The sequence below is a fragment of the Rhodoferax koreense genome, from assembly GCF_001955695.1.
Taxonomy (GTDB): Bacteria; Pseudomonadota; Gammaproteobacteria; order Burkholderiales; family Burkholderiaceae_C; genus Rhodoferax_B; species Rhodoferax_B koreensis.
In genome coordinates, this window is record NZ_CP019236.1 from 2861576 (window position 1) to 2876286 (window position 14711).

Here is a 14711-nt window from a genome sequence, read left to right on the forward strand (position 1 = left end):
ACCCGAGGCGCCTCCGGCCTGATGTCCGGCAGCGTGAACGGGCCACCCCGAAATTCACACAGGACTCCCCATGACGACGTTCACCAAAGTCACGCTTTTCACCGACACCGATGGCCGCGCCCGCTTCCGCGAGGACGCCATCGAACTCACCGAAGGCAGCCCGCAGGCGATGTTGTCGCCATTGATGGCGACCGGCGGCTTCCAGGTCCGGCACAGCCCGGTCGGCTTTCGCAGCCAGTTCCACGTGAGCGTGACGCCGCAGTGGGTGGTGATCCTGAGCGGGCAGATGGAGATCGGACTGCAGGACGGCAGCAGCCGTGTCTTCAAGCCGGGTGAACACTTCTATTCCGTCGACACCTTGCCCGAAGGCGCGAGCTTCGATGCCAAGTTGCATGGCCACTGGAGCCGCCAGGTCGGAGACGAGCCGCTGGTGACGATGTTCGTGCGCGCCTGAGCCCCGAACGGCGCACCAACGCAAAAAGGGCGCCGAAAAGGCGCCCTTTGTCATTCAGCCGGAAGTTCAGCGGCCGAAGGGACCGCGCGAGCCGCCGCCCGGGCCGCGGGAACCACCGCCACCGCTGCGGCCACCGCCACCGCCGTAACCGCCGCCGCCGCCACCACTGCGGTTGCCGCCGTAGCCGCCACCGCCACGACGACCGCCGGCCGACATGCTGTCCACGCTGGTGCGCATCGGGTCGGGCTGGCCACCAGGCGCGCGTGCCACCGGCGTGGCATGGCCGCCCATCGAAGCCGAACGCGTGTGGTCGGGCTGCAGGCCGCCGTAAGCGCCACCGCCATTGCCACCGCCACCGTAGCCGCCACCACCGGTGCGTGCGCCGCCACCACCATTCGGCCGGCCACCACGGCCGCCTTGTGGCGGACGCGGGCCTTGGGAACGCGGCGGCTGGCCGTCGCCGGCCGGGGCCGAGCGTTGGCCGCCGCGCGGTGCATTGCGGCCACCGCCACCACCACCGTTACCACCGCGGCCTGCGCCGTCGCCTTGTGCGCCCTTGTTTTCACGCACACGCTGCAGCATTTCGGTGCGGGCGGCCTTGGCGGCGGCCTGCATCACGTCGCGGCTCGGCGGCTTGCCGGCGCCGCCCCAGATGGTCTGGCGGCCCATGGCGATCGGCTCGGCCTTCTCGCCGGGCTCGGGCATGAAGCCTTCGATGACCTGCACCGGGATCTCGCGCTTGGTGAAGCGTTCGATGTCCTGCATGAAACCTTCTTCGTCGAGGCACACCAGGTTCACGGCTGCGCCTTCGGCACCCGCGCGGCCGGTGCGGCCGATGCGGTGCACGTAGTCTTCGCAGACGTTCGGAATTTCGTAGTTGACGACGTGCGGCAGGTCATCGATGTCGATGCCGCGCGCGGCGATGTCGGTGGCCACCAGGGCGCGGATGTCGCCGCTCTTGAAGCCCTGCAGCGCCTGTGTACGTGCCGACTGGCTCTTGTTGCCGTGCAGGGCCATGGCCTGGATGCCGTTCTTGGTCAGGAATTCGGCGACGTTGTTGGCGCCGAACTTGGTGCGGGTGAACACCAGCACCTGGCTCCAGTTGTGTTCCTGGATGATGTGGGCGAGCAGGGCCTTCTTCTTGCCGCGGCCGACCGGATGGATCACCTGGGTGATGCGCTGCACGGTGGTGTTGCGCGGCGTGACCTGCACGCTCTGCGGGTTTTTCAGCAGGGTGGCGGCGAGGTCGCGGATTTCATCGCTGAAGGTGGCCGAGAACAACAGGCTCTGCTTGTCCTTGGGCACGGCGGCCAGCACTTTCTTCACGTCATGGATGAAGCCCATGTCCAGCATGCGGTCGGCTTCGTCGAGCACCAGCATCTGCACCTGACCGAGGTCGAGCACGCCTTGCTGCATCAGGTCGAGCAGGCGGCCGGGCGTGGCCACGAGGATGTCGACACCTTTCTTGACCTTGGTGATCTGCGGGTTCATGCCCACACCGCCGAAGATGACGGTGGAAGTCAGCTCGAGGTATTTGCCGTAGGTCTGGACCGATTCCTCGACCTGGGCGGCCAGTTCGCGCGTCGGCGTAAGCACCAGCGCTCGAATGCCCTTGCCGCCGAATTTGTTCTGTGCCGGCGCGGATTCAGAGAGTCGCTGCAGCAGGGGGAGGGTGAAGGCAGCGGTCTTGCCGGTGCCGGTCTGGGCGCCGCCGAGCAGATCGTGGCCGGCGAGAACGACGGGGATGGCCTGGGCCTGAATGGGGGTTGGTTCGGTATAGCCTTGCTCTTGCACGGCCTTCAGAATGGCCGGGGCCAGATTCAGTTCTTCAAAGTTCATTTTATTGCGCCCGTCCTGGGCGCTTGGACGTCTGGCCTGTCGCGCGTGTGTGAAAACACGTGCACCAATCAAAGGCCGACAGATACAAGGAGATGGACGCAAAATAGAGATTTTGGCCCCCAGCGAAACGCTGGCGTTGCAGCCAATTGGAATGCCGCAACCGGTGTATTGTCGCATGCTGGGATAATCGGCGTTCGCCCGAACAATTTCGGCTGTCTTTTCCTGTCTCTTTTCACAAAGCACCCATCAATGGCCCAGTACGTCTTTACCATGAACCGCGTCGGCAAGATCGTCCCGCCGAAGCGCCAGATCCTCAAGGACATTTCGCTCAGCTTCTTCCCCGGCGCCAAGATCGGCGTGCTCGGCACGAACGGCTCGGGCAAGTCCACCTTGCTCAAGATCATGGCCGGCGTGGACAAGGAAATCGAAGGTGAAGCCGTGCCCATGGCCGGGCTGAACATCGGTTACCTGCCGCAGGAGCCGCAACTCGACCCGACCCAGACCGTACGCGAAAGCGTCGAATCCGCCATGGGCAAGGTGTTCAGCGCCAAGGCCCGGCTGGAGGAGGTCTACACCGCCTATGGCGAGGAGGATGCCGACTTCGACGCACTCGCCGCCGAGCAGGCCGAGCTGGAAGCCATCATCGCCACCGCGGGCACGGATTCCGAGCATCAACTCGAAATTGCCGCCGACGCGCTGCGCCTGCCGCCGTGGGACGCCAACGTCGGCGTGCTCTCCGGCGGTGAAAAACGCCGTGTCGCGCTGTGCCGCCTGCTGCTGTCCAAGCCCGACATGCTGCTGCTCGACGAACCGACCAACCACTTGGACGCCGAATCGGTGGACTGGCTGGAGCAGTTCCTGCAGCGTTATTCCGGCACCGTGGTGGCCATCACCCACGATCGCTACTTCCTCGACAACGCCGCCGAATGGATTCTGGAACTCGACCGTGGCTCCGGCATCCCGTACAAGGGCAACTACAGCGACTGGCTCACGCAGAAGCAGGCCCGGCTGGAGCAGGAACAGAAGGGCGAGGAATCGCGCGCCAAGGCCTTGAAGAAGGAACTGGAATGGTCGCGCCAGAACCCCAAGGCGCGCCAGGCCAAGAGCAAGGCGCGTCTGGCCCGCTTCGAGGAACTCTCGGACTTCGAATACCAGAAGCGCAACGAGACCAATGAAATCTTCATTCCCGTGGCCGAACGCCTGGGCCACGAGGTGATCGAGTTCGTCAACGTGACCAAGTCCTTCGGCGACCGCGTGCTGATCGACAACCTGAGCTTCAAGGTGCCGGCCGGTGCCATCGTCGGCATCATCGGCCCGAACGGCGCGGGCAAATCCACCTTGTTCCGCATGATCGCGGGCAAGGAGCAGCCCGACAGCGGCGAGGTCAAGATCGGCAAGACCGTGAAGATGGTCTTCGTCGACCAGAACCGCGACGAGCTCGAGAACGACAAGACCGTGTGGGAAGCCGTATCGGGCGGGCTCGACATCCTGAACGTCGGCAAGTTCCAGATGGCCAGCCGCGCCTACTGCGGCCGCTTCAACTTCAACGGCAGCGACCAGCAGAAGAAGGTTGGCATGCTGTCCGGCGGCGAACGCGGCCGGCTGCACCTGGCGCAGACCCTGATTGCCGGCGGCAACGTGCTGATGCTCGATGAACCGTCGAACGACCTCGACGTGGAAACCCTGCGCGCCCTGGAAGACGCCTTGCTCGAATTCGCCGGCACGCTGATGGTCATCAGCCATGACCGCTGGTTCCTGGACCGCATCGCGACGCACATCCTGGCCTGCGAAGGCGACAGCCAGTGGAACTTCTTCGACGGCAACTACCAGGAATACGAGGCGGACAAACGCAAGCGCCTGGGTGAAGAAGGCGCCAAGCCGAAGCGCATGCGGTTCAAGGCATTGAAGTAGCACACCCCCAAGTTGCGCACTTCGTGTCGCTCCTCCCCCTTGCAGGGGGCACAACCAGCGGCCGGGCAAAGCCCGTTCCGCGGTTGTTCTGGAATAAGTCCGGACCGTTCTTACGGGCCGTTCTTGTTTTGGAGCCGTTCGTGCTGAGCCTGTCGAAGCACCCGGTGCAGCCCGAGCGCCGTTCGGCCTGAGCTTGTCGAAGGCCCTCAGCCCCCGGTCGCCTCGGCCTCCTTCGGCCAGGTCGCCAGCAGCCGTTTCCTCACCGCATAGATGTTGTTGCGCAGCGCATAGAGCTCGTCGGTGTAGGACAGCGGCACCGCAATGCGGTGCGTCACGCGGTCGAGTTCGTCGAGCTCATCGAGCAGCGCATCGCGCTCGCCTTCTCGCGCATCCACCTTGGTTTCGATCTCGCGCAGCCGTGCGTACCAGCGGAACACGCGGCTGCGCACGCGGAACTGGTAGAGCGGCGGCACGATCTTGGACAGCGGCAGCATCAGCACCACGAGTCCGCCGAGCACCAGCCACATGCGCTCGATCAGGTTGCTCGCCCAGAACGGCAGGTACCGCTGCCAGAACGGTGGCGTGCCGTTGATGGCGCGATCGCCCTCGGCGCTCACGGGCAATTCGCTGGTGCGCGTGTTCGGGAAGTCGCGCGCGCGGTTGAACCAGCCGGCACCGCTGTGCACGCTCTGCGCGCTCTGCGCGAACAGCTGGCGCAGGGCGGGGTGCGTCTGCTCGCGCGAGATCAGCGAAGTGGTCGCGGCCAGCAGGGCCACGTCGTGCGGCGGCATGTCGGTGGCCAGGTCGACCACGCCGCGCGGCAGCGTGACGGCCGACAGGAAGGGGAAGCGCCGCGCGTAGGCGTCGCTTTGGCCGAAATCCATGAGCTGGATGCCGCGCGCGCGCAGCAGCCGCTGCACGAGCGGTGACTGCGGCGCGGACGCCAGCACGATGGCGTCGAGCCGGCCGGCGAGCAGGGCCTCGGTGGCCGGGGCCGGCTCCAGGTTCGACAGCCGCAGTGCGGTGGTCTCCATGTGGTTCGCCTTGAGCAGCCTGGCCATGATGTCGGGCACGCCGCTGCCTTGTTTGTCGACATTGACGCGCAGGCCCTTGAGCTGCGTCAAGGTCGTGAGCGTGGCGGCCTGGCCGTCGATGCGGCGCGCCGCGTCGCTGCGGTAGAACAGCCACAGCGGTTCGTAGAACAGGCTGCCCAGCGAGACCAGGCCGGCCTCTTCGTCGGCCACCGGATCGGCGCTGCCACCACGCACGAAGCCCACGTCGGCCTCGCCGTTGCGCAGCATCTGCAGGTTGTCGGCCGCGCCGTCGGTGGCTTTGAGCACCACCTCGATGCCGTCGGCCTTCAGCGCGTCGGCGTAGCGCTTGCCGAACGCGGCATAGGCGCTGCCGGCCGGGCCGGTGGCGAGGGTGACCTTTTTCGGCGGCTGCGGATCGAGGTACCAATAGGCTGCGACGAGCGCGCCGATGACGATGAACACCACCGGGCCTGCCGAGACAATCAGATCGCGCACGGACAACAGGATCAGTTTGAGGGTTTTGGGCATGGGCATCAGATCTCGAAAAATACCGCCGGCTGCGCATGATCGGGGCCGGTACGCCCGCGCTGCCATGCGTCGAACGCGGCCGCAGGCAGCGGCCGGCTGAACAGGTAGCCCTGGTAGCCGTCGCAGCCCTGCGTGGACAGGAAGGCGCGCTGCGCCTCGGTCTCGACGCCCTCGGCGATGACGGCCAGGCCCAGGCTGTGACCGAGCGCGATCACGGTGCGTGCGATGGCGGCGTCGTTGGCGTCGGTGAGCAGGTCGCGCACGAAGGACTGATCGATCTTGAGCTGGTCCAGCGGCAGGCGCTTGAGGTAGGACAACGAGGAATAACCGGTGCCGAAATCGTCGAGCGAGAACCCCACACCGTGCGCCTTCAGCAGGTTCATCTTGGCGATGGTGTCCTCGACGTCGTTGAGCAGCAGGCTTTCGGTGAGTTCGATCTTCAGCCGGCACGCGCCCGTGTCCGCTTCCATGCTGCGCACCAGCGCCAACACGTGTTCGGCGAAATCCTGCTGGCGGAACTGGCGCGCGCTCACGTTGACGGACAGGGTCAGTGCGCGCGTGGCCGCGTAGGCGGACCAGGCCTTCAACTGCGCGCAAGCGGTCTTCAACACCCATTCACCCAGCGGCAGGATCAGCCCGGTCTCTTCGGCCACGGGAATGAACTCGGCCGGCGAGATGGCGCCGCGCTCCGGATGCTGCCAGCGCAGCAGGGCTTCCGCGCCGACGGTGCGGCCGCTGCCGTCGATCTGCGGCTGGTAATGCAGCGTGAACTGCTGTTCGACCAGGCCGCGCCGGATGTCGGACTCGAGCGAGACGCGCGCGTTCACCGCGGCCTGCATGCCGGGGTTGAAGAAGCGCAGCGCATTGCGCCCGGCGGCCTTGGCCTGGTACATAGCGAGGTCGGCGTGTTTCAGCACCTCGTCGGTGGTTTCGTGGCTGCCGCTGTAGATGGCCACGCCGATGCTGGGGGTGATGTGGTATTCGCGGCCAGCCAGCGCATAGGGCAGGTTCAGCGCCGCGAGGATCTTGTCGCCAAGCAGCCGAGCCTGGGCGGCGGCGGCTTCGCGCAGCGGATCGAGGCCTTCGATCATCACCACGAATTCATCGCCGCCCAGCCGGGCGACGGTGTCGGCTTCGCGCACGCTGAGGCTCAAGCGTTCGGCAACCTGCTGCAGCAGCAGGTCGCCCATGTCGTGGCCCAGCGTGTCGTTCAGCGTCTTGAAATTGTCCAGGTCGATGAACTGCAGCGCGCCGCAATGGTGGTTGCGGGCACTCGCCAGCAGGGACTGTCGCAGCCGGTCCAGCAACAGGCGCCGGTTGGGCAGTTGGGTCAGCGCGTCGTAGAACGCGAGGTTGCGGATCTCGTCCTCGGTGGCCTTGCGTTCGCTGAAATCGGCGAAGGTGTTGACGTAATGGGTGATCGCGCCGTCCTCGGCGCGCACCGCCGTCACGGTGCGCATGTCGGGGTAGATCTCGCCGTTCTTGCGCCGGTTCCAGACCTCGCCGCGCCAGGCGCCGGTGGCCGTTACCGTGGCCCACATCTTCTCGTAGAAGGCGCTTTCGTGGCGGCCGGAGTTGAGGAAGTTCAGGCTGCGGCCGATCGCGTCCTGGGCGCTGTAGCCGGTGATCGCGGTGAAAGACGGGTTCACGCGCACGATGAGCTTGTCGGTACCGGTGATGGCCATGCCCTGCTGCGCGTCGAAGGCCGTGGCCGCCACGCGCAGGTCCGACTCGGCCTGTTTCGGCTTTGTGATGTCGCGCGCCAGCACGATGAACCGCGGCTCGCCGCCAGCCGACTCCTGCGCGTCCCGCTTGTGCGCCACCGAGAACTCGAACCAGCTCGCGCGGGCGTCTCCGGGTCGCGTGACTTCGATCTGGTGCCCTTCGGACCGGCCGTGCCGCAGCGCCTGCGCCAACGCAGCCAGCACGGTCTGGGCGGCCGCGGCCGGCAGCACTTGGTCGGCGCGTCGGCCCACCAGCCGGCCGCGTTGCGCCGTGCCGAACTCGCCGGCCGGCGCGCGGAAGTCGTGGCAGGTGCCGTCCAGGCCGAGCTCGAAAATCAGGTCGGGTATCGCGTCGAGCGTGGCTTGCAGGCGGTTTTGCGTGGCGAAGATTTCGCTGGTGCGTTCCGTGACCAGGGCCTCCAGGCCCCGGCCTTGGGCGCGCAGCGTGGCCAGCAGCTTGGTGAGGTAGGCCAGCAGCAGGCACACCGCCAGGGCCATGGCCGATTGTGTGGCCAGGCCGGCCGGGTCGCTCCAGCCGTGCGTGGGCGCGCCGCTGAGCACCCACAGCCCCCCCGGTGGATGCACGGTGCGGCCCACCGGATCGATGAGGGTGTGCGTGGGCGAGGCCGCGATGAGCTGTTTCGACTGCGTATCGGGATGCACGCGCCACAGTTCGTAGTCCACACCCTGTTCGACGAGTTGCGCCAGCCGCGCCCCTTCGAGCGCCTGTGGAAAGCGGATGACCACGTAGGCGAAGCCCCAGAAGGCAAGCCGCCCCTCGCCGTCGGGCAGGTAGATCGGCTGGCGGCCCACGGCCCCGAGGCCGCCCTGCACCAGGTTCAGCGGCCCGGCCAGCGTGAGTTCGCCGCTTTCGAGCGCGGCGAAGGCGTCCTTCTTCTGCACGGGATCCTTGAACAGGTCGAAGCCGATCGAGCGTTCGTTGCCGGCCTTGGGCACGACGTAGCGCACCACGCCGCCCGGCGCGAGGCCGAGGATCGATGCGCCCGGGTACAGCGGCATCATCTCGGTGGCGACCCGGTCGAAATCGTCGATGGCGCCGCGTCGTTGCCGCACCATCTCCGCCAAAGCCTGGGTGCTGGACAATGCGCGCTCGACCAGGGTCTGGATGGCCACCGCATGGTCGCCGACCAGGGCCGTGACACGGTTCCGCTCCCGTTGCAGGCGGCTCTCTTCAAGATGGGCGATGAGCAAGCCCGACAGCGCGGCCGACAACAGCAGCACCAGCCAGGGCAGGACCCGTGCAAGGGCGAGATCGGACGCGGCGACGGCCACCGGCGCGCGGCTGGGCGTGTGCGACGGCCGCAGGGAGCGCCAGAACGAGGAGGGCTGCATCAGCGCGGGCCGCCCGCACCTGTCGGGCGAGGGCCGCGCAGGGCGCCGATGTCATGTGCCGCTGGCCAGTGCATGCCATCCACAGTGATCGCGCGCGCGGCCAGGATGGCCCGGACCACCGCACGTGCCGTGACCTCGGCGACCAGCACGCTGAGGGTTGTCATGTCCGACGTCCGTCCCGACGCGCCGGTACCGAGCGCGAACATCGTGTCGCCGTCCAGCATGGTGTGCACGGGGTTGATGCTGCGGGCGAGGCCGTCGTGCGCCACCTGGGCCAGGCGATGTGCCTGTGCCTTGGTCAGGACCGCGTCGGTGGCGACCACGCCGATGGTGGTGTTGGTGCCGGCCAGCGGCGAGCTGGGCGGCAGGCCGGCGAGCACCGCGCGGCGGGTGTCGAGCAGGCCCGTGCCGTCCGGCGTGCGGGCGCCGGCGACGACCTGGGCCGTGTCGGGATCGATCACGTCGCCGACCGCGTTGCAGGCCACGAGCGCCCCGACCGTGACGCCGTCCACCCGCAAGGATGCCGTACCGATGCCGCCTTTCATCGCGCGCCCGAGGCCATAGAGCTTGCCCACCAGCGCGCCGGCGCCCGCGCCCACATTGCCTTCCGCCGGTGCGGCGCGGCTGGCATCCACGCAGGCCTGGTAGCCGGCGGCGGCGTCGGGCCGGATGTGCGTATCACCGACGTGCAGGTCGAACAGCACCGCCGCCGGCACGATCGGCACCAGCCCACGGCCGACCACCAGGCCGATACCCTGTTCCTCGAGCCAGCGCATCACGCCGCTGGCCGCATCCAGGCCCCAGGCACTGCCGCCGCAGAGTGCGACGGCATGGACCTTCTGCACCAGGTTGCTCGGATGCAGCAGTTCCGTCTCGCGCGTGCCCGGCGCTGCGCCACGCACGTCCACGCCTGCGACCGCACCATCGCGCGCGATGACCACGCTGCAGCCCGTGGGGCGGCCGGTGTGCGTGAACTGCCCGACTTCGATGCCGGCGACGTCGGTGATCGCGCCCGCGGATGCGGGTGGCTGGCTGGGCAAGGGGATCTCGGTGGGGCGCTGGGGCATGGGCGTGGATTATCGCCCCTGGTGCGGGCCTGGCTCCGGTGCCGAGGACCGCCGATCCGACTAGTGCGCGTGGCCGGCGTGCGCGGTGTCGTGGTCGTGCACAGCGGTGGGGCGGGGGGGCGGCATGGCCTGCGGCTGATGCGCGCCGGGGCCGCCGCGCATCAGCCGCAGGCCGTTGGCCACGACCAGGAGGCTGGCGCCCATGTCGGCGAACACGGCCATCCACATGCTGGCCGTGCCGAACACCGCGAGCGCGAAGAAAACCAGTTTGATGCCGATCGCGATGACGATGTTCTGCCACAACACGGCATGGGCGCGACGCGAGAACGCGATGGTGGTGGCGATGCGGCGCAGGTCGTCGGTCATGATCACCACGTCGGCGGCTTCCATGGCAATGTCGGTGCCGGCGCCGCCCATGGCGAAACCGATGTCGGCCCGGGCCAGTGCCGGCGCGTCGTTGATGCCGTCGCCCACCATGGCGGTCGGGCCGTAGCGGCGCTGCATGTCCTCGATAGCGGCGAGCTTGTCTTCAGGCAGCAGCTGGCCACGTGCATCCTGGATGCCGGCCTGTTGCGCCACGTGGCGGGCGGTGGCGGCGTTGTCGCCGGTCAGCATCACCGGCGTGACGCCCATGGCCTGAAGTTCGGCCACGGCGGCGCGCGAAGAGGGCTTGATCGTGTCGGCCACGGCGAACACGGCCAGCGGCAAGCCATCGGTCGTGAGCAGGCTCACCGAATGGCCATCGGCCTCGTACCTGGCGAGCCATGCCTGCAGGCCGGCCGCGCCCGGCGCGCTCAGCAGCCGCTGATTGCCGAGCGCGAAGACACGGCCGCGCAGCGCACCCTGCACGCCCCGGCCGGGCAGGGCGGTGAAGTCCTCGACGGCTTCGTGTGCCGCTGGCAGGCCGCCTGCGATGGCGCGCGAGACCGGATGGTCGGACCGGGCCGCCAGGCTCGACGCCAGCAAGGCCAGATCGTCGCGCGACCACTGGCCCGCGTCCAACGCCTGCCAGTCCACCAGGCGTGGCTTGCCTTCGGTGAGTGTGCCGGTCTTGTCCAGCGCCACGGCCTTGAGTTTGCGCGCCTCCTCGAGGTAGACACCCCCCTTGATCAGGATGCCGCGTCGCGCGGCCGCCGTGAGCCCGCTGACCACCGTGACCGGCGTGGCGATCACTAGCGCGCACGGGCAGGCGATCACCAGCAGCACCAGCGCCTTGTACAGCGCCGCGGCCCAGGCCCAATCGAAGAAGAGTGGTGGCACGATCGCCACGGCGAGTGCGAGCCCGAACACGGCCGGCGTGTAGACGGCGGCGAAGCGGTCCACGAAGCGCTGCGTCGGCGCCCGGCTGCCCTGGGCTTCTTCCACCGCGTGGATGATGCGCGCCAGGGTGGAGTTTCCGGCTTCGGCCGTCACGCGGAATTCGAGCCCGCCGGAGGTGTTGACGGTGCCGGCGAAGACGGGGTCGCCCGCGGACTTCTCGACCGGGATGCTTTCGCCGGTGACGGCCGACTGGTCGACCGCGCTGCGGCCATCGGTGACCGCACCGTCGAGTGCGATGCGTTCGCCGGGCTTCACGCGCACGATGGCACCGAGGGCGACGGAACGCGCCGGCGTGGCCTGCCAGCGGCCGTCGGCCTGGCGTACTTCGGCGGTCTCCGGCGCAAGCGCCAGCAGGCCCTGGATCGCGCCGCGCGCACCATCGACCGCCCGGGCTTCGATCATCTCCGCGATGGCGTAGAGCGCCATCACCATCGCCGCCTCGGGCCACTCGCCCAGCAGGAAGGCGCCGGTCACCGCCACGCTCATGAGCGCGTTGATGTTGAGGCGCAGATGCCGCAGTGCGACCAGGCCCTTCTGGTAGGTTTCCACGCCGGCGAGCCAGATCGCCACGGCGGCCACGGCCATGCCGGCCAGCTTCCAGGGCAGGGCGTCCGGTGCAAAGAACGCGACGGCTTCGGCGGCGATGGCCAGCCCGAGTGCGGTGGCCAGGCGCATGGTGCCGCCGGCCATGCCGGCGCCATGTTCGTGCAGATGGCCTTGCGGCGCATCGGCTTCGGCGGATTGCCGCTGCGGGTCGTAACCGGCCTTGCGGATCGCGTCGAGCGCGGGCGGCAGCGCGGCCTCTTCCGCATCGATGACCAAGGTGCGGGCACCGAGATGGAAACGCAGGCTGCGGATACCCGCCAGCGGTTCGAGCACCCGGCGGATGTCGGACTCCTCGGCGGCGCAGTCCATGCTCGCGATGCGGAAGGCCTGGCCGCGTTCGTCGGCGCCCGGCTTGAAGCCCGCCGCTGGCGCCAGGGATGGCGCGCAGCAGTCGTGGTCGTGTCCGGCATGTGGATGGGTGGTCATTCGGCGTATTCCTGGTAAGGCCTTGATTGGAAACCCTGAAGTCGCTAGAGGGTCAAGTCCTATACTGAAGCAAGGCTTTAGGAGCAGCAACATGCGCATCAAGGAACTCGGCCAGGCCACCGGCGTCGAGGTCGAAACCATCCGTTTCTACGAGAAGGAAGGCCTGCTGCCGGCGCCGGCTCGCAGCGACAACGGTTACCGCGACTACACGGCGGCCCACCTCGAACGGCTGGCCTTCGTGCGGCACTGCCGCGCGCTGGACATGCCGTTGTCCGACGTGAAGCGCCTGCTCGACCTGAGCGATGCGCCGGCTGGCGATTGCGCCGACGTCGACCGGCTGGTGGACGCTCAACTCGCCCGCGTGCGCGCCCGGCTGCAAAGCATGCAGGCGTTGGAAAAACAATTGGTGCAGCTGCGTTCGCTGTGCAGCGGGGAACACGGCCAGGGCGAATGCGGCATCCTGCATGAGCTCGTGGCGGCGGCACACGGCGAAGCCTGCGCCTGCCACGTGACGGCCTGAGCGCCGGGGCTTTTCTTTTCTCCGTTAACGGTTGCGCGACTTCATCGCGCGTTCCACTTCGCGTTTGCCTTCGCGGTCCTTGATGGTGTCGCGCTTGTCGTGTTCGGCCTTGCCCTTGGCCAGCGCGATCTCGCACTTGACCTTGCCCGCTTTCCAGTGCAGGTTCAGCGGCACCAGGGTGTAGCCCTTCTGGTCCACCTTGACGATCAGCTTCTTGATCTCTTCCTTGTGCAGCAGCAGCTTCTTGGTGCGCACCGCATCGGGAGTGATGTGCGTCGAGGCGCTTTTAAGCGGATTGATCTGGCAGCCGATGACGAACAGCTCGCCATCGCGCACCACCACGTAGCCATCGGTGAGCTGCACCTTGCCTTCGCGCAGCGCCTTGACCTCCCAGCCTTCGAGCACGAGCCCGGCTTCGAAACGTTCCTCGAAGAAATAGTTGTAGGCGGCCTTCTTGTTGTCGGCAATGCGGGAAGAGGTATCAGGTTTCTTGGCCATGGGGTCACAGTTGGGGGCGTCGGGCAATTCGGCAAGGCTTGTCTACAATCCCGCGCAGCCTTGCATTCTATGAAAAACGTTCATAAGTCCGTCCTGATCTGGTACAGCCCCGAAGAAATGTTCGCCCTCGTGACAGCGGTGGACAAATACCCGGAGTTTCTGCCCTGGTGCGACCGTGCGGCCGTGTTGAGCACCGACACCGAGGGCATGACGGCCGAAGTCGGCATCGCCTTCAGCGGCCTGCGTCAGACCTTCACCACGCGCAACACCCACGTTCCAGGCCGCCAGGTGACGATGAAACTGGTCAAGGGACCGTTCTCGAAACTCGACGGCGTTTGGACCTTCGCCCCGGTGGGCGACGGCCAGCAGCGCGCCTGCCGGGTGGAACTCCAGCTCAACTACGGCTTCGACAACATCGCGCTGTCGGCACTGGTCGGCCCGGTGTTCGACCGCATCGCCGGCAGCCTGGTGGATGCCTTCGTGAAGCGCGCCGAACAGGTCTACGGCTGACTGCCATGGCTGGCGACACGCCCCGCCTCCACGTCGCCGTCGTGTACGCGGCGGCACCGAGGCAAGTGGTCGAACTCGAAGTGACGCTGCACGATGGGGCTTGCGTGCAGGACGCGCTGGCGCACCCGGCGGTGTCGAGCGCGTTGGCCGCGGCCGGGCTTTCGCCGGGCCGGATCGGCATCTGGGGGCGCCAGGTCGAAGGCCGGCAGCGTCTGAAAGAGGGCGATCGCGTCGAGGTGTACCGGCCGCTGCTCGTCGATCCGAAGACAGCCCGGCGCGAACGTTTTGCCACCCAGGGCGCGCGCGCAACCGGCCTGTTCGCCAAGAAACGTGCTGGCGCCAAGGCCGGCTACTGACCGGCCGGTCAGCGGCAGTCCGCCGCGATGATCTCCTGGAGCCGCTTGGTTTCGGCGGCACGCGCCGCATCGTCCAGGATTTCGCGTTCGCCCTGGGCATTGGTGCGCGCGATGCGCAGACCGGAATCGAAGGACGCCTTGGCCTGGCGTGAACGGGTGCAGTTTTCCGCGCGCGCGGCGGCGATCCTGGCTTCCTCCGCCTTCTTCTTGGCGGCCTCGGCCTCCTCGGCCAGTTTTTTCTTCTCTTCGAGCGCCGGGTCCGTGCCCTTCGCCTGGGGCGCGGCGGGCGTGGCGGCGGCATCCACGGCGACCGGCGGCGGAGCAGGGCGGTTGCCGCCCGGCCGGCGCAGGATGTTCTTGTCGGGAATGTCGGACGGCGGTGCGCGGTCGCTGAACACCTTGTTGCCATCCTTGTCCACCCACTGCCATTGGGCCGACGCCGCTAGGGCGAAACCGAGGCCGGCGGTCAGGACGAGGGTCTTGAAAAGCTGCATCCAGTCAGTTTAGCGCCGGGGGCGTCGGATGAACATGCCGCAGCCTGCGCGATTTGCGCTTTATCCGAAAA

General features: G+C 67.7%; 12 protein-coding genes. 5 read left to right on the forward strand and 7 right to left on the reverse strand.

The genetic code is table 11. The features are described 5' to 3' along the window. Positions 1-70: 70 nt before the first annotated feature. Positions 71-454 carry a cupin domain-containing protein gene (locus RD110_RS13345; protein ID WP_076199935.1) on the forward strand — a complete coding sequence of 128 codons (384 nt, stop codon included), beginning with the start codon at positions 71-73 and terminating at the stop codon, positions 452-454. A gap of 66 nt (positions 455-520) precedes the next feature. Here the strand turns inward: RD110_RS13345 and RD110_RS13350 are convergent, their stop codons facing one another. Further along, on the reverse strand, positions 521-2293 hold the full coding sequence (locus RD110_RS13350) for a DEAD/DEAH box helicase (RefSeq protein ID WP_076199936.1): 1773 nt from the start codon (positions 2291-2293) through the stop codon (positions 521-523). Between the two features lie 249 nt (positions 2294-2542). Here RD110_RS13350 and ettA point away from each other — a divergent pair, with 249 nt between their 5' ends. Next, positions 2543-4204, forward strand: coding sequence for an energy-dependent translational throttle protein EttA (gene ettA, locus RD110_RS13355; protein ID WP_076199937.1), 1662 nt, complete (start codon positions 2543-2545; stop codon positions 4202-4204). Positions 4205-4410: 206 nt separating this feature from the next. Here the strand turns inward: ettA and RD110_RS13360 are convergent, their stop codons facing one another. From RD110_RS13360 to RD110_RS13375, 4 genes are read right to left on the reverse strand one after another with little or no spacing between them, the layout of a single operon-like run. Then, positions 4411-5772, reverse strand: a complete 1362-nt coding sequence (locus RD110_RS13360; RefSeq protein WP_076199938.1) for a TAXI family TRAP transporter solute-binding subunit — start codon at positions 5770-5772, stop codon at positions 4411-4413. Continuing rightward, positions 5772-8843 (reverse strand): bifunctional diguanylate cyclase/phosphodiesterase, encoded by a 3072-nt coding sequence (locus RD110_RS13365; RefSeq protein ID WP_083686257.1) that lies wholly within the window; start codon positions 8841-8843, stop codon positions 5772-5774. Before RD110_RS13365 ends, RD110_RS13360 begins: the two co-directional genes overlap by 1 nt. After that, positions 8843-9910, reverse strand: coding sequence for a P1 family peptidase (locus RD110_RS13370; RefSeq protein ID WP_076199939.1), 1068 nt, complete (start codon positions 9908-9910; stop codon positions 8843-8845). Before RD110_RS13370 ends, RD110_RS13365 begins: the two co-directional genes overlap by 1 nt. A 60-nt stretch (positions 9911-9970) precedes the next feature. After that, positions 9971-12262 carry a heavy metal translocating P-type ATPase gene (locus tag RD110_RS13375; protein ID WP_076199940.1) on the reverse strand — a complete coding sequence of 764 codons (2292 nt, stop codon included), beginning with the start codon at positions 12260-12262 and terminating at the stop codon, positions 9971-9973. 91 nt (positions 12263-12353) lie between these two features. Between RD110_RS13375 and cadR the strand changes: the two genes are divergently transcribed. Next, on the forward strand, positions 12354-12782 hold the full coding sequence (cadR, locus tag RD110_RS13380; RefSeq protein WP_076199941.1) for a Cd(II)/Pb(II)-responsive transcriptional regulator: 429 nt from the start codon (positions 12354-12356) through the stop codon (positions 12780-12782). A 24-nt stretch (positions 12783-12806) separates the two neighbouring features. On the opposite strand, the gene smpB is transcribed toward cadR, so the two are convergent. Beyond that, positions 12807-13280 (reverse strand): SsrA-binding protein SmpB, encoded by a 474-nt coding sequence (gene smpB / locus RD110_RS13385; RefSeq protein ID WP_076199942.1) that lies wholly within the window; start codon positions 13278-13280, stop codon positions 12807-12809. A gap of 69 nt (positions 13281-13349) precedes the next feature. Here smpB and RD110_RS13390 point away from each other — a divergent pair, with 69 nt between their 5' ends. Both RD110_RS13390 and RD110_RS13395 read left to right on the forward strand, forming a co-directional pair. Further along, positions 13350-13790 (forward strand): type II toxin-antitoxin system RatA family toxin, encoded by a 441-nt coding sequence (locus tag RD110_RS13390; RefSeq protein ID WP_076199943.1) that lies wholly within the window; start codon positions 13350-13352, stop codon positions 13788-13790. A gap of 5 nt (positions 13791-13795) precedes the next feature. Beyond that, positions 13796-14146, forward strand: a complete 351-nt coding sequence (locus RD110_RS13395; RefSeq protein WP_076199944.1) for an RnfH family protein — start codon at positions 13796-13798, stop codon at positions 14144-14146. Positions 14147-14154: 8 nt separating this feature from the next. Here the strand turns inward: RD110_RS13395 and RD110_RS13400 are convergent, their stop codons facing one another. Beyond that, positions 14155-14640, reverse strand: coding sequence for a DUF4124 domain-containing protein (locus RD110_RS13400; protein ID WP_076199945.1), 486 nt, complete (start codon positions 14638-14640; stop codon positions 14155-14157). Positions 14641-14711 lie beyond the last annotated feature (71 nt).